The organism is Streptomyces sp. NPDC006265 (assembly GCF_040613555.1).
Lineage (GTDB): Bacteria > Actinomycetota > Actinomycetes > Streptomycetales > Streptomycetaceae > Streptomyces.
Map to the genome: position 1 here is coordinate 1 of NZ_JBEXSH010000132.1, position 14,263 is coordinate 14,263.

A 14,263-nucleotide genomic window follows, 5' to 3' on the forward strand; every position below is an offset into this window, starting at 1 on the left:
AGCCGGGCCCCTTCGGCGAGCTGCTCTCGCCATGCGGGTGCGATGTCGGACGCGTTGTGCGTGATCACGATCCCGTCGAAGCCGTCGGCCGGGACGTGGCCGGGCGCGCCGAGTCCGCCGTCGCCGAGGACGGCGGTGACCCGGCCGCTGCCGGCCTCCGCACACAGCCGTTGTGTTCGGTGCACCACGTACCGGTCGACGTCCACAGTCACCACCCGGCCGCGCTCTCCCAGGGCGTGCGCCAGGAGCTCCGCGTTGTATCCGCCGGAGCCGACCTCGAGGACGGTCGCCCCGGGCTTCAGCTGGAGTTGCTCGGCCATGTCGGCCTGGAGCCAGGCGGCGCTGACCGAGCTGGTCGCCCGGCCGTTCTCGTCCCGGCGGGTGACGACGGCCAGGTCGTCGTCGTAAGCGGTCTTGAGGTCCGTCTCCGGTGCGAACCGGTGCCGGGGCACCGTGCGCAGCGCCTCTTGGACCACGGCGGAGGGCGCCCACCCGCCCGCGATGACGGCATCTGCCATGCGGTGGCGCAGCCGGACGGCTTCGGCCGGTTCCCCGGGCACCGGCGTCAGTTCGGCGGCGGTCGGGTAGGCGTTGACCGGCGGCAGGCCGGGGATGACACCGGGCCAGACGGCATCCAGTGCGTTCGCGGCCGGGGTGAACACCGGGCCGAGACATCCGAGACCGTGGACGTCGTGCCATTCCCAGCGGGTGAACTTCTCCGGCTCCGCGGTGGTGAGGGTGCCGGTGAAGCCGGCGATCCGGATCACGGCGGTCACCCGCGGGACGCCCTGGGCGGCGTCGGTGAGGATGGACACCACGCTGGCGCCGGTGGCGTGCAGGCCGGTCTCCTCGGCGAGCTCGCGCACCCCGGCCCCGTCCAGCGGTTCCGCACCGTCGATCTTCCCGCCCGGAGCCTCCCACATGCCGCGTTTGGACCAGCCGAGCAGGACACGCCCGTGCTCGTCGGTCACGACGGCCAGCGCCCCGGCAACGGCGTAGCCGGTGGCCGGCACGGACCGCTCCACAGCGACCGTATCCGCGCACGGCCCGCGCAGGACCAGTGTCGCCAGGTCGCCGGCGGTGATGCGCTGCACGCTCGTCCATCCGCAGGTGAGGGCGGCGATCTCATCCTCGTCCAGCGCGATGTGCCGCTTCTCGGCCGGGGTGTGCGCGGCCAGCGGGGTAATGATCAGCATGGTGCCGCCCTCGCGCAGTCGGCGCCCCAGCGTGTGCAGGACACGGGTGCGGTCGTTCAAGAAGGCCACCGAGAGGCGGAAGACCACCAGGTCATAGAGGTCGTTGCCCAGCGGGGCGGCGTCGTCGCGTTCGATGTCCAGGCACAGCCACCGCACCTCCGCGTCGGGGTGGTCCGTGCGGGCCTTCTCCAGGGCGCCCTCGGCGAAGTCCGCTCCGTCGACGGTGTACCCGAGCGAGGCAAGGTACACGGACATTTCGCCCGTTCCGCACCCTACGTCGAGCGCGCGGCCGCCCTCGGGCGCGGGCGCGTGCTCGACGAGCAGGCCCTTCTCCTCGTCCCCGAGCCGCCGGAAGCCTCGCCCCTCGGTGTAGCGCTCGGACCAGTCAGCCCGGGTGATTGCCACAGATCGCTCCTCGTTCGTGAAAGACAGGTTGGTCGGTGTCAGGGCAGTTCGACAGGTCCGTACAGGGCGGCCGGCCGCTGGGTCTGCAGTGCCCAGTACCGGTCGCCGAACGACCAGTGCCACCACTCGGTTCGGTACGGGACCATGCCCGCGGCGGAAAGGGCACGGCCCAAGGTGGCCCGGTTCGCGCGGGCCCGGCCGCTGAGGCCGGGGGCGTCGGTGTAGCAGGCGCCGTCGGACTCCTCCGGTGAGGCGTTGACGCGCGTTCCCATGTCCAGCTCGCGGCCCCGGTGGTCGATCAGCGTCACGTCGACGGCCGCACCGGCGGAGTGCGGCGCGATCTCCGGAGGCGACACGAAGCGGCTGGCGGACGCCCGGAGCTCGGCCGCCTGCCAGTCCGGGTGGGCGCGCGCGAGCTCGTCGGAGTACTCCTCGAAGTACCGGCGCTGCAGGGCCGGCGGCCGGAAGCCCTCGACGAACAGCAGCAACACACCAGTGGGAAGCAGCGACTGGGCGTGCAGCAGCCGGGCAAGGACGCCTTGCCGAACGTGGGACCAGGCCCCGGCCTCGTCCCGTTTGCGGTCATCGACCTTCAGGCCGTGCGCGCGGGCGTCGACGAGGACCTCCCCGCACTCCTGGACGGGGATCGCGGCGACCCTCCGGTCGGACATCAAGACAATGCTGCTGGCGGTCACGCGTTCCCCCAGGTGTCGACATATGCGGCCACGCCGGTGCGGCGAGCCTCCTCCACGGCGCGCAGCCGCACGAAATCTCGCGCCGGCATCAAGGCCTCCCACTCGGCCAGGGGCAGAATGCGGGCCTCGTCGTGCTCACGCGCGTTGAGGGTGAGACCCCTGATCTGTGCATCGGTGAGGCGCCCGCCGTCGAAGACGAGCTGCAGCGTGCTGTACGGGCGCCTCTCCCGGGGCTGCCCGTACACGGTGGCCAGCAGCCGGGGCGGACCCACGGCGGTCATCCCGGTCTCTTCCCGGCACTCGCGCACCACTGCGTCCCAGGGCCGCTCGCCCAGATCCATCGCGCCGCCGATCATGTGCCAGGGGTGGCCAGGGGAGTAGACGGAGTGCAGCTGGAGCGGCCGGTCGTCCTCGTCGGTCACGTAGAGGCATACGAACGCGGCTGCCCGGGGCAGTGCGTCGGCGTACTGCTGCGGCGGCACCCACGTCGAATCCGGCTGCGCACCGGGCGCGAGACCAGCGGGTGGGCGGTGGCGGGTCATCCGCATGAGTGCCGGGTTGCCGCTGAAGCCGAGCTCCCGGTACAGGGGAGCGGCCTCCGGGCTGGTGTGCAGCTCGAACAGTGTGACGTCCTCGACGTCGGCGAGGTGGTCGAGGAGGGAGGAGACGACGGCCCGGGCATAGCCGCGGCGGCGGTGGTCCGGGTGCGTGGCGACGATCTGTACGCGGGCGGCCCGGCCTCGGGGGTAGGCCGGCGCCGCCAGGACGGGGTGTATCAGGCCGAGGGCGCAGGCGGCCATCGTGCCGTCCTGGGCGTCGACGACGAAGGCCCGGGCGTCTCCCCCCGGCGTGAGCCGTGGCGCCAGCTCGTCCGAGCACCGCCGGACCCATTCCTCGGTGAACGGTGCGGACAGGACATGTTCGGAGCGCATCCGGGTGATGGCCTCGGCGTCAGCGGTGGTTGCCGCGCGGACCGGCGGCCGTCCGTCGGCGTCGCGCGGCTCGGCCGTGGTAGTGGGTGCCGTGTCGGCGTTCACGTCGCATCTCCTGTCGGTGAGAGGGCTGCACGGTGCTCGGCGCGCAGTCGGGCCAGCGTCCGCCGGCCGCGTTCGACGAGCTCGGGGTCATCGTGGAGGGCGCCGTAGGCGATCCCACTCACGGAATCCAGAGCTGCGTCGATGACCAGCCGGGCCTCCTCGGCGGCGGTCAGGGACCTTCCGTACCCGGCCAGAAACGCCTCGAACAGGTCGTCGCGGCTGTCCCAGGCGTCGCACAGACGGACCAGATCCCGTACGGCCGGGCCCGGTTCACTGCGCTCGAAATCGATCACCGCCACGAAGACCTCACGGTCGTCCGTCTCGGCATCAGCGCCAGAAGTGGTGAGGACGTTCCTGAGCTGGAAATCTCCATGGGTCTCCACCCACTCCAGCGGTGGCAGGTCCTCGGCCTGCCGCACGAGCTCGCGGACGAACTCCTCATCACCCGGGCGCAGATGAGACCGCGCCCCGGCCAGGTGCCGGTCGGCCTTGGCGACGGCCGGGCCGCTGCCGGCAGGAGCGGGCCGTGGGGGAGAGGCCTGGTGGATGCGGCGGGCCAGCGCGCCGATCCCTTGGAAGACCTCCCTCTCCCGCTCCGGGGCAAGGACGGTGCCGTGCAGCGGGCGGCCCGGCACCGCAGTGAGGACCACCGCCCGCAGGGTCTCGTCGGCGGCGACCAGCCGGGGCGCGGCCGCCCCCAGCTCCCGCGCCCACGTCCGTAGCCCCCGCACTTCCCGGCCGTGGAAACGCTCGCTCTGGTGCACCTTCACGTACCAGATGCCGCCCTGGACGCCGTGGACCCGCCACACGCGGCTCTCCTCGCGCGCCCACGACGTATCCGTCCACTGCCCGATCCGGCCGACCGTCTGCTCCGCGAAGTCCACGACCGCAGCTTCGGGGCGGGCGGTATACGCCTGGCCGGTCACGTCCGGCACGAGGCGAAGCCGGTCGGCGCTGGGGTCGAAGGCGATTGGGTCGCCGGGCAGTTGGAAGTGCACGGCCAGGCGTGCGCCGGCGCTGTAGGCGTCCAGCCCGGCACGGCAGTACGCCACCACCTGGGTGGGCAGGGCGTGAAGGGGTGCCCAGTCCATCGCGTCGCAGACGTCCGGCTCCGCGATCTCGGGCTCGCCCTTCCATCGCTGGACCACGAAGAAGTGCCCGGTACGGGAGGCGCCTTGTGGGCTTCGGTGGTGCACGGTCACGGCGGCCCGCACGTCGGCCGGGTCGATGACGACACCGGTTTCCTCGCGCGCCTCGCGGATCAGGGCGGTGACCACGTCCTCGTGCGGACCGTCCAGATGCCCTGAGGGGAGGTGCCACAGGCCGGCGGCGTACACCTGCCCGGCCCGCCGGGACATCAGAACCTGAGGCCCGTCGGAGGTCTCCCGGCGCAGGATCAGGTGGACGTCCACCGGCTCGGCGTGCCGCTGTCCGCCGATCATCGCGCTCCCTCCGGACGCCGGGCGAGCAGAACTCTGAACGTCGCTTCCTCGACCAGAGACCCGTCCACCGCGTGCGCGTGGAGAAGGGCGATGGCCTCGTCCTCGAACGCCTGGTGCCGCTCTGCGAAGAGTTCAGGGGCGGCGAAGGACGTGGTGCGCAGGTAGCCGAGCACCTCCTGCGGCGCCCACGTGCGGGTCACCGGGAAGAGATGTTCGGTGACGTCGTTAAAGGCCGAGGCGGCGAGGTCCTCCTCGTACGAGCGTCGGGGCTCGGCGTAGGAACGGCGGGCGCCGGCCCGGCGCTCGGCGCCCAGGTAGTGCTGGATCAGCTCGCGCAGCGCACGGGTCCAGTCGGCTTCGTGGGTCCAGAGGCTCCCGTCGCCCATGATCGCCACCGCGGCACCCGGTGTGGCGACCCGGTCGGCCATCGCCAGGACCGCCTGGCCGTTCATCCAGTGGAAGGACCGGCAGCAGGTGATCAGGGCCGGGCCGGAGTCCGGCTCTCCGGGCAGCGTCGCGAGCGGCTCGTACGCGTCGGCCGCCGCGTGGGCCAGGGTGAGGGTGCAGTCGCCGAGAAGGGGGTGGAGGGCTTGGCTGGCCTGGTGCAGCATCTGCCGGCTGACGTCGACTGCTTCGATGTGCGTTAGGGCAGCGCCGGCGGACAGGAGCGCGAGGGGCACCTGCCCGGTTCCGGTGCCCAGGTCGAGCAGCACCGGGGACGGCTGGCCCCGCAGGACGTCGGCGAGCAGCCGCACCGCGGCGTCCGGAAGGCCGGGCCGGTAGCGGGCGTACGTCGCGGCCGCGGATGCGAACAGCGTCTCCTGCTCCGGGTAGAGGTCCGGAAGCGGGCCGTAGGGGTAGGTCACGGGATAGCTCCCTTATCGAGCGGGTGGGGGGCGGGCAGTTGCCAGGACAGGCGTCCGCACTCGGAGACGACTTTCTGCCCGCGGTCCTCGTCGACGACGAGTCGGAAGCGGTCGGGAGAGCCTGCCGCACGCCATCGCTCTGCGACGTCGTGGATCTCCGCCCAGATGTCCCGAGGCCCGTCGACGGTGACCTCCCAGCGGCGGTGCCCGACCGGGCGTGCCCGCATCCAGGAGCCGCACCCCGGTGCGCCGATCGTCAGTTCGTCCGCGCCGAAGTGGCGGACGAGGCCCGGGTGGAGGTAGTCCAGGGCCAGCCACATGCCGCGCTCGGTGTCCGCCGGGGGCACAAGTCGGCTGCGCTGGGTCCAGCGTCCCTCGCCGGTGGCGATCTGGTCGCGGAAGTCGGCGGACAGGAACAGCCGGTCGAAGCCCACCCCGCCGCGATGCCCGAACTCCACCGCGCGGATCTCCGCGGCCACCTTGCCCGTGGCGGTCTTGGTGATCACGGCGAGGCCCGGCCAGGACGGCGACGAGGTCCCCAACGTCATCAGGGCGCGACCGCTCGGCGCAAGCTGGTCCATCAAGGCGGGCGGGATGCGAGGCACGGCGAAGGACACGAAGATACGGTCGAAGAGCGCCCCGACCGGCCAGCCGGCCAGACCGTCCCCGCTCACCACGGCGGGCCGGTACCCCAGCTCGGCCAGACGCGCTCGCGCGGCCGCGCCGACGTTGTGGTCGACGTCGAGCGTGACGACCCCGCCGTCCCCGCAGACGAAGCACATCACTCCAGCGGTGACCGCCGCGCCGGTCCCGACATCCAGAACCCGCTGCCCCCGTCGCAGGTCCAGCACGTCCAACAGGCCCGCGGTCATGCCCATCGTGCTCGACATCGCCGTCATGGAACCCCCGCACCGAGGGCCGGCGGGCCGACCGAGGAGCGGCTCACCCGCGTGCTGGACCGACACGCTGTCCCCGCTGTGCAGGACGCGCAGCAACTCCTCCCGGTCACCGGGCCGGGCCCAGTCCAACAGGTCCCACCGCGGCGGCTTCTCATCCGGCGCGCTGCGCCGCACGTACGCCTGCGGCATCAGGATCTCGCGCGGTAGGGCGAGCAGGGCCTCGCGGACCGGTCCGGCCGCAAGGTCACCGGCCTCCTCCAGGCGGGCGACCATCGCAGCCCGAGCCGCAGAAGCCCCACGATCACCCTGGGCACCGGCGCCGCCCCCGGTCCGGGTGACCTCTGCGGTCTCGGTGTGGGACGGCCCTGCGATGGTGGACTTCGCTGGAACGTGGGCAGCTGGGACAGCGGGCTTACGCGTGGTGTCCCCGGTGTTCAGCTTGGTCATGATGCGCCTCCGTCCAACGAGCTCTCACGGCGGATATCTGCGGCGGGCGCCGCTCCAGGGCCAGGCACCTGTGGCGGGGGGCCGGGAAGCGGGAGCTCTTCGGCAGGCGCGGGTTCGGGCGGGGCGCCGGGCATGTGCCGCAGTCCGCGCAGCGGAGAGAGGGCCAGGACCAGGAGCGGCACGATGAGCAGACAGGCGCCGATGATCAGGGCGGCTCGGACACCGGCCCACGTCCCCAGTGCGCCGGCGAGCAGCGCGCCGATCGGCCGGGCGCCCGCGGTCAGCCAGGTGCTCACCGCCTGCATCCGTGCCTGCATGTGGGAGCTGGTGATGATCTGACGGATCGACCGCTGGGTGGTGCCCGCCGCACCGGCGCACGCCAGCTGCAGGAACAGCGCAACGCCGATCACGATCTGCCAGCCGAGGCCGGGGGAGGCGAGCAGCAGCGGAATCTGGGTTACCGGTGTGACCCCGAGCGCGGTCAGCATCATCGGCCCGGGCCCGATCCGTCGGGCCAGCGCTGGGGCGAGGAGTGCCCCAGCGGCCGCGCCCAGGGCGCCGAGCCCCAGCACAACACCGAACGCCGTGGTGCTCATCGCGAGGGTTCGCAACAGGTACAGCGCCCACAGCGTGTTGAGGAGTGCGAGGGCGAAGGACGTCGTCGCGTTGACCAGCGTCAGTGTGCGCAGGCGTTCGTCGCTGCGTACGTACCGCAGGCCGTCGCCGATCTCCGCCCACAGCCGCCGTTCCTCGGCCTGGACCCGGTCGGTCTTGGGCGTGTGGATGCGTGTGGTGCACCAGACGCTGACGACGTAGGAGAGGACGTCTCCGAGGAGGGCCCGGGCCGGTCCGACCAGGGCGGTCAGCGCGGCGCCGAGGTTGCTGCCGCCGGTCGCGGAGAGGGCGAACAATGCGCCGATCCGGCTGTTGCTCCGCTGGATCAGAGACCGGTCGACCAGGCTGGGCAGGATGCTGATGGCCGCCGCGTCGTGGATCACGCCCGCGGCGCCCTGCACCACGGCGACGGCCATGAGCTGGGACAGGGTGAGGACGTCGAGGGCAGCCGCCACCGGCACTGTGGCCAGCGCGACCGCACTCGCCAAGTCCCCGATGATCATTTGGCGTTTCTTGCTGTGGCGGTCGGCGAGCGCCCCGGCGTGGAGGGCGAGCAACGCGGGCGGCAGCAGGCCCAGGAACGCCAGCCAGGCCACCTGGGAGGTGGTGGCGTGCAGTTCCAGGACGGCGATCACCGGAATCACCATCGAGCTGATCGAGCTGCCGGTCACGCTGGCGCTCTGCCCGATCAGGAACGTCCGGAAGTTGCGGTGCCGCCACAGGGACGGCTCGGGTGGTGCGGGGGAGTCAGCGGAGGATGTCACGGAGCACCTCCTCTGCCTCGTCCAGGCGAGCGCGCAGCACTCCCAGCGCCTTGTGTCGGGCTCGCCCGTACGCCTCCAGCTGAGGGGTGACCGCGGGCGGGTCGTCGAGCGGTTCGGAGAGCGGGTACACCGAGCAGGCCAGGTAGCCGGCCGCCACCCGCGGCACCGTCATGAGGTCTTGGGTCGGCATGGCCGGGTTGGTTTCCCGGTAGGCGGCGACGGCCGTGGCCAGGCCGGTGGGCCAGTCCGGGGCGGCCAGGACCGTGCGCGGATCGAGCACGATGCGTCCCAGCTCCCACATCGGGCTGCGGTGCGCCGGCGGCCGGAAGTCGATGACTGCGGCGACCTTGTCCCCTCTCAGCATCAGGTTGAGGGAGGACAGGTCGCCGTGGAGGATCTGCGTGGCGAGAGTCGCGGGGAGAGCCTTGAGCAGCGATGCCGTGGCGGGGAGCTCGTCCAGCCGTGCCCGGGCGGTGTCCTTCGCCCACGCTCCGAACGGGGAACTCGGGGGATGTTCCGCCCAGCGGGCGAGGAGCCGCTCCAGCCGCTGCTGGCCTCGCTGGACATCGCAGATCTCGTGGGAGGGGGCGCGGCGCGGCGGCCCGTCCGGATGCCGCGCGAGCGCGCGGTGCAGTCGGCCCACGGTCGCGCCGACGGCCGCCCACCGCCCGCCGTACAGACCGCCGTCCGCTGTCTCGGCGCCCTCGGCGAACGCGGCGACGGACACTGCGAGGCCGCCAGCGACAGCGATGAGGTCGCCGTCCAGGGTGCGGCGGATCCCCGGCACCGGGACCCCGCCGAGGGCGGCGAACTCGGCCAACGCGAGGGCGCGCCGCTCCGCGTCCAGGTCAGCGTGCTCCGGATACACCTTCACGAACCACCGGCGGCCGTCGCCGTCCCTGGCCACGTAGTTGCACGTGGCGGTCCCTGACGGCCCCTCGCGGACGTCGGTCGGCACGAGGCGGTAGTGCAGCGCCAGGACTCCCGCCACGACCATGACGTCGGATTGCGCGTTCATCGTCCCGCCTCCGGCCTGCCGGCGCCGTCCATCAGCCGGCGCAGGGCTCGGGCGTCCGCCTGTAGCTGGGCCTCGTCCTGGTGCCCGAAGTCGAGCACGTCGAAGGGCAAAGGGCCACCCGGCGCCGGGTCCGCACCCGCCTCGCGTCGCGGAACGACGTGCTGGTGAGCATGCGGAATGGCGTTACCGAGGAGTAAGTAGTTCATCTTCAGCGGCTGGTAGTGCGCTTCGAGTGCGCGGCCCAGGGCGAGGGTGTCCCGCCAGAACGCGGCGGCTTCGTCGCCGGTGAGTTCGGTGGGCTCGGCGACGTGCCGCGCGGTCACGATGGTGATCGAGTAGCCCCGGACTTGCCCGGAGCGCCAGAGGTAGGACTGGGAGACCTCGCCGCGGTGCAGCAGGATCCCCCAACCGATGTCATCGGCCGTCCAGTCGTTGCCGCACATCGGGCAGTCGTGGCCGGCGCGGTGCGCGAGGAAGTGTTCAGGCCAGGAAGCGCTGGGTGTCGGTGGGAGCGGCACAGGTGCTCACCAGCCCGTCTGGGTGTACGGGCGGCCCGCGCCGATGCCCTCGATCGCCAGGCGGGTGTAGGGCACGACCTTCGCCGGAAGGTCCTGCGGGCTGAACCACCGCCACGCCACGCACCGGTCGGGCTCCAGGAGTTGCGGGGTGCCGGACCATGCCCGGGCCTGGAAGACGAGCGCGATCCGTGCCCGCGCCGTCGGCGAGTCGACGTGGTGGACCACATGCACGAGCTCGACGTCACCGGGATCGACGATCAGCCCGGCCTCCTCCCGCGCTTCGCGCACCAGGCAGCTGATGGCGGCCTCCCTCTCACAGTGACCTGCCAAAAAGTGATACTCGTCCGGCGCGAAGGCCGAGTCGGGATGGCGCAGTCCGAGGAGGATCCGGCCCTGATCGTCCTGGAGGTGGAGGTGGACGCCGACGATGTGGAGCTCGGTCCCCTCGGGTGCCTCTTCGTGCAGAGGGCGGAGACGGTCCGGTGGACTGCCGGCCGGGGGATGCTCGGCCGCGTGGCGGCGGATCAGTTCGCCGAGGCCGGGACTCAGCGGCAGCCGGTCCAGCATGTCGGGGGTGAACCACTGCAGCAGGACGCCCTCTTGCAGGTCCGCCGTGTCGGGGTGCCCGCTCCAGCGGGCCGTGTATACCTTGATCGGCACCGCGAGGCCATCGACGCTCGTCGCCTCCTCGACTGCGTACGGCGTCAGGCCCACAGGGTCAAGGCCGGGAGCCTCCTCGGCGAGCTCCCGCCGCAAGGTCGCCTCCAGGCACCGGTCACCCCTCTCCCGCCCGCCGCCCAGAAGAGCGAAGACCCCGGGCGCCCAGATACCCTCCCGAAGATCCCTGAGATGAAGCAGGTAGTTTCCGAAGCCGTCGTGGACCAACGCCGACGCATTGACGGGCTCCGGTCGCCCGTCGAGCCCCTCGGCCTGGGCGTCCAGCAGTTTGGCCCGCAGCGTCGGGGACCTGACGTCGGCGAACGCAAGCCACTGGGCACCCGAGACCTCTTCGTCCTGGAGCCTGAGCGGCGGCAGATGCTCGGGGCGGACGTAGAAGGCGAAGCGGAAGTCGAAGTGCTCATGTCCCGACTCGCCTTTTGCGGGATTGGCGTTGATCCCGTGAACGTCGATATCGACCGGTGCGCCCAGGAACTGCGGGGTCAGACACAGGTCACCGGGCTGGATGCCCGTTTCCTCGGACACCTCCCGAAGAGCCGCAGCCAGCAGGCTCCGGTCCGCCTCAGCATGACCGCCCGGGGTGAGCAGCAGCCCCGTGGCCTTGTGGACGATGTGCAACACGCGCCGGTCTCGGTCGATGACGACCGCACTGCAGGTGACGTGGCCGGGAAGAGTTGCCCGGCTGGACGGGTCGTCCGGCCCTTCCAGGACGGCGAACAGGCCGGCCAGGGACTCTCGCTCGTGCGGGTGCCGGGTCAGATAGCTGTCGAGGGTCGCGCGGATGTGGGAGCGGGTGATCGACACGTCAACACCTCGGAGAAGCAGGGAAGGACTCGTGGGCGGGGCAGCCGGGGCCGTGAGCCCGGGCGGAGCGTGCGGGATTCTTCACGCGCGGGTTCCGTGCCTCTCGCCGTCCGGCTCCGAGGTGACCTGGTAGGACAGCAACTGCTGGAACAGGCCGCCTTCTTGCGCGGCGAGGTCCTTGTAGGTGCCCTCCTGCACGACCCTGCCCTCGTCGAGAACCACGATCCGGTCGGCCACTGCGACGTTGGTGATGCGATGCGTGACCAGGAGGACCACCCGGTCCCGGGCCAGGTCCCGCAGCCGCTGGAAGATCCTGTACTCGGCGCGGGGGTCGAGGTTCGCGGTCGGCTCGTCGAGGACCAGGAGACCGGCCTCGCGGAAGAAGGCCCGCGCGAGTGCGATGCGCTGCCACTGGCCGCCGCTCAGCTCCTCCCCGTTCAGCCACTCGCGGGCGAGAAGTGTGTCCAGGCCGGCGCCGAGCTTGTCGACGACCTCGTCCGCGTCGGCGGCCTCGCACGCTTCACGCACCGCCGCGTCACCGCGGGCCGTGGGCTGCCCCTGGGTCACGTTCTCGCGGACCGTCAGCGGCCAGTGCGCGTAGTCCTGCGGCACCAGGGCCACCTGCTGCCACAGCGCCTGCGGGTCGGCTTCATCGGTGGCGACGCCGTCCCACAGCACCTGTCCGCCGGTGGGCAGGTACAGGCCGCTGACCAGCTTCGACAGCGTCGACTTCCCCGATCCGTTGAAGCCGACCAGCGCGGTGACCTCGCCCCGGCGCAGTGTGAGCGAGACGTCGGACAGCGCGTCCTGGTCCTTCCCGGCGTAGCGGTGCGAGACCTGCTTGATCTCGATCTCGGCCGGTGGCGCCGGCCGGTGCTCGCCGCGGCGCATGGTGTATCCGCCGGCCAGGTCGAGGAACCGTGTCCAGTCGTCCATGTAGAGGCCGGTACGCACGGCACGGGCCCCGACGGCGACCAGCCCGCGCACCGACTGGCCCACCGTCTGCAGAGCGAACACGGCCGTGCCGGCGTGGCCGACGCTGATGCGGCCGGTGGCCAGCAGCCACACCACCGCCGCCCACACGACAGCAGATCCGAGGCCGCCGCACAGGGCGCCGACCAGCGACATGCGGGCGCCCTTGTCGGCCGCGGTCCGGTCCTCGCGGTTGATCCGTGCGACCGTCTGCCGGTACCGGCCGGAGAGGAAGCCGGCCATGGTGCCGGCGCGGATCTGGTCGGCGGCCTCGCGGGTGAAGATGTGCCAACGCAGCACCGACAGCATGCGGTTGTCGCCGTTGCTGCGCAGGTTCGCCAGGTAGCGGACCCTGGCGGCGCTGACCTGGGCGAGGGCCTGCGGCAGGCTGGCGGCGACCAGGAGGGGGAGGAGTACCCAGCTCACCCCGGCCAGGACGACGGCTCCGGCGAGGAAGGAGGCGGCCGAGGCGATCAGGTCCTGGCCCTCGTCGATGAGGTCCCCGGTGACCTGTGCTCCGCGGTCGGCGGCCTCGCGGTCGCGGTTGAAGTCGGGGTCGTCGTAGGCGGAGAGCTCCACCTCGGCGCAGCCGGTGAGCAGCATCTGCTCGGCTTCGCGCGACATGAGGGGGCTCAGCCGGGAGGAGAGCCAGCTGACGGTGATTCCCAGCAGTGCCCGGACTCCGGTGGCGGTGGCGAGCAGGGCTACGGACGGCCATGCCTGGAGGAGCCGGTGGTAGACGTCGCCGCTGGTCAGCAGTGCGGTGAGGGTGCCGCTGATCGCGATGAGGCCCAGGGCCTGCATGACGCCGGCGACCGTCTGGCACAGGAGAAGGCCGGTGGTGGCCCGTCGGTCGACGCGCCAGGCGAGTGCCAGCGAGCGCCGGACCAGCTGGGGCAGGCGCCGGGCCATGTCGCGCATCCGGATGGAGCGGCCGGCCGCTTCACGGCTGCCGGTCAGGTCCACGTACCGCATCTCCGGGACGGGGGAGTTCTGCTCCGCGCCCGCGGCCGGCGCCGTTTCCGGCACCTTGGTCGGAGGGGCGGGCGGAAGAGGGGTGGGGCGCGGCCCCGGGATGGTCTCGGCGGTTTCATCGGTCGACTCACTCATGCCGCCCACCTCGTATCCAGACGTGCTGAGGAACGGGTGTCGTCAACACGGCGCACCGTCGCGGGGGCAGGCCGTCGTTCGATTCCGGAGGGCTGATGCACGGGAGCGGGGGCGGGATTCATGATGTCCTCCATCTGGGCGGGGAAGTGGCACTGGTGCTCTAAGAACGCGTCGGATCGAGCTCCGTCACGGCTCATTTCGTGAACACACGTTCTGATCGGGGTGTTGGGGCGGACAGGGTGCGGCGGCGGGCCTTGAAATCTGTTCGACGCGGTCGCGTCACCCGTTCGGGGGATTGCCGTGCCGGCCTGGGCTGCGGTGTGGGGCATGGCTGGCCGGGCCGTGGCGAGAGAGGAACGGCCTGGGCGGAGAGCGGTCAGGTCAGGTGGGAGGCCGGTCGCGGATCATGCTGCGACGACCGTGAACGGCACGGGGGGAAAGCGGCGGCCGTTGACCTGGATCGCGACGGCGTACGGGCCGGGATTGATCTTCGTGGTGGCCGTCGACCGCAGCTTGTGCGGCTTGGACAGGTGGAACGGTCGGCCGGGCCGGACGGTGGTGCGGCTGAGGAAGTAGACCTTCTCGCGCGGCTTGCCGGTGAGCGTGGTGGAGGAAATCACGAACATGACATCCACCGGGACGGCCACGGTGGCGGTGAGGGCGGCGGAGAAGCTGAGCACGTCGCCGTCAGCCAGCTCGGTGCGTTCCAGGACGAGGGGTGTCAGCTCGAGAGGTGCGTCGTGCGGGTAGCCGAGGAAGGCGTAGGCGTCCGGCGAGCCCTTCTTGAGCCTGCTCCG

Annotated in this window: 11 protein-coding genes and 1 pseudogene; all 12 read right to left on the reverse strand. The window is 71.9% G+C overall.

The annotated features are described in order from the left end of the window. The coding region (locus ABZ281_RS13795; RefSeq protein WP_356655193.1) for a methyltransferase domain-containing protein at positions 1-1,601 on the reverse strand (1,601 nt) is incomplete at its 3' end. Between the two features lie 38 nt (positions 1,602-1,639). Next, the gene (locus tag ABZ281_RS13800) at positions 1,640-2,272 is read right to left on the reverse strand and encodes a M15 family metallopeptidase (protein ID WP_356655195.1); all 633 of its coding nucleotides are present in this window, start codon (positions 2,270-2,272) and stop codon (positions 1,640-1,642) included. Between the two features lie 20 nt (positions 2,273-2,292). Continuing rightward, the gene (locus ABZ281_RS13805; protein ID WP_356655197.1) at positions 2,293-3,333 is read right to left on the reverse strand and encodes a GNAT family N-acetyltransferase; all 1,041 of its coding nucleotides are present in this window, start codon (positions 3,331-3,333) and stop codon (positions 2,293-2,295) included. Beyond that, the gene (locus ABZ281_RS13810; RefSeq protein ID WP_356655199.1) at positions 3,330-4,775 is read right to left on the reverse strand and encodes a phosphotransferase; all 1,446 of its coding nucleotides are present in this window, start codon (positions 4,773-4,775) and stop codon (positions 3,330-3,332) included. Before ABZ281_RS13810 ends, ABZ281_RS13805 begins: the two co-directional genes overlap by 4 nt. Further along, positions 4,772-5,641 carry a methyltransferase domain-containing protein gene (locus tag ABZ281_RS13815; RefSeq protein ID WP_356655201.1) on the reverse strand — a complete coding sequence of 290 codons (870 nt, stop codon included), beginning with the start codon at positions 5,639-5,641 and terminating at the stop codon, positions 4,772-4,774. Before ABZ281_RS13815 ends, ABZ281_RS13810 begins: the two co-directional genes overlap by 4 nt. Next, on the reverse strand, positions 5,638-6,987 hold the full coding sequence (locus tag ABZ281_RS13820; protein ID WP_356655203.1) for a protein-L-isoaspartate O-methyltransferase: 1,350 nt from the start codon (positions 6,985-6,987) through the stop codon (positions 5,638-5,640). The genes ABZ281_RS13815 and ABZ281_RS13820 overlap by 4 nt, the downstream gene beginning before the upstream one ends. After that, positions 6,984-8,366, reverse strand: coding sequence for an MFS transporter (locus ABZ281_RS13825; protein WP_356655205.1), 1,383 nt, complete (start codon positions 8,364-8,366; stop codon positions 6,984-6,986). Before ABZ281_RS13825 ends, ABZ281_RS13820 begins: the two co-directional genes overlap by 4 nt. Then, on the reverse strand, positions 8,350-9,384 hold the full coding sequence (locus ABZ281_RS13830; RefSeq protein WP_356655207.1) for a phosphotransferase: 1,035 nt from the start codon (positions 9,382-9,384) through the stop codon (positions 8,350-8,352). Before ABZ281_RS13830 ends, ABZ281_RS13825 begins: the two co-directional genes overlap by 17 nt. After that, positions 9,381-9,827 (reverse strand): HIT domain-containing protein, encoded by a 447-nt coding sequence (locus ABZ281_RS13835; protein WP_356655209.1) that lies wholly within the window; start codon positions 9,825-9,827, stop codon positions 9,381-9,383. The genes ABZ281_RS13830 and ABZ281_RS13835 overlap by 4 nt, the downstream gene beginning before the upstream one ends. An 81-nt stretch (positions 9,828-9,908) precedes the next feature. After that, complete coding sequence (locus tag ABZ281_RS13840) at positions 9,909-11,384, reverse strand: NUDIX domain-containing protein (protein WP_356655211.1); 1,476 nt, start codon at positions 11,382-11,384, stop codon at positions 9,909-9,911. 81 nt (positions 11,385-11,465) lie between these two features. Continuing rightward, positions 11,466-13,331 (reverse strand): ABC transporter ATP-binding protein, encoded by a 1,866-nt coding sequence (locus tag ABZ281_RS13845; protein WP_356655213.1) that lies wholly within the window; start codon positions 13,329-13,331, stop codon positions 11,466-11,468. Between the two features lie 539 nt (positions 13,332-13,870). Beyond that, a pseudogene (locus tag ABZ281_RS13850) lies at positions 13,871-14,263 on the reverse strand (hypothetical protein); the annotation flags it as partial.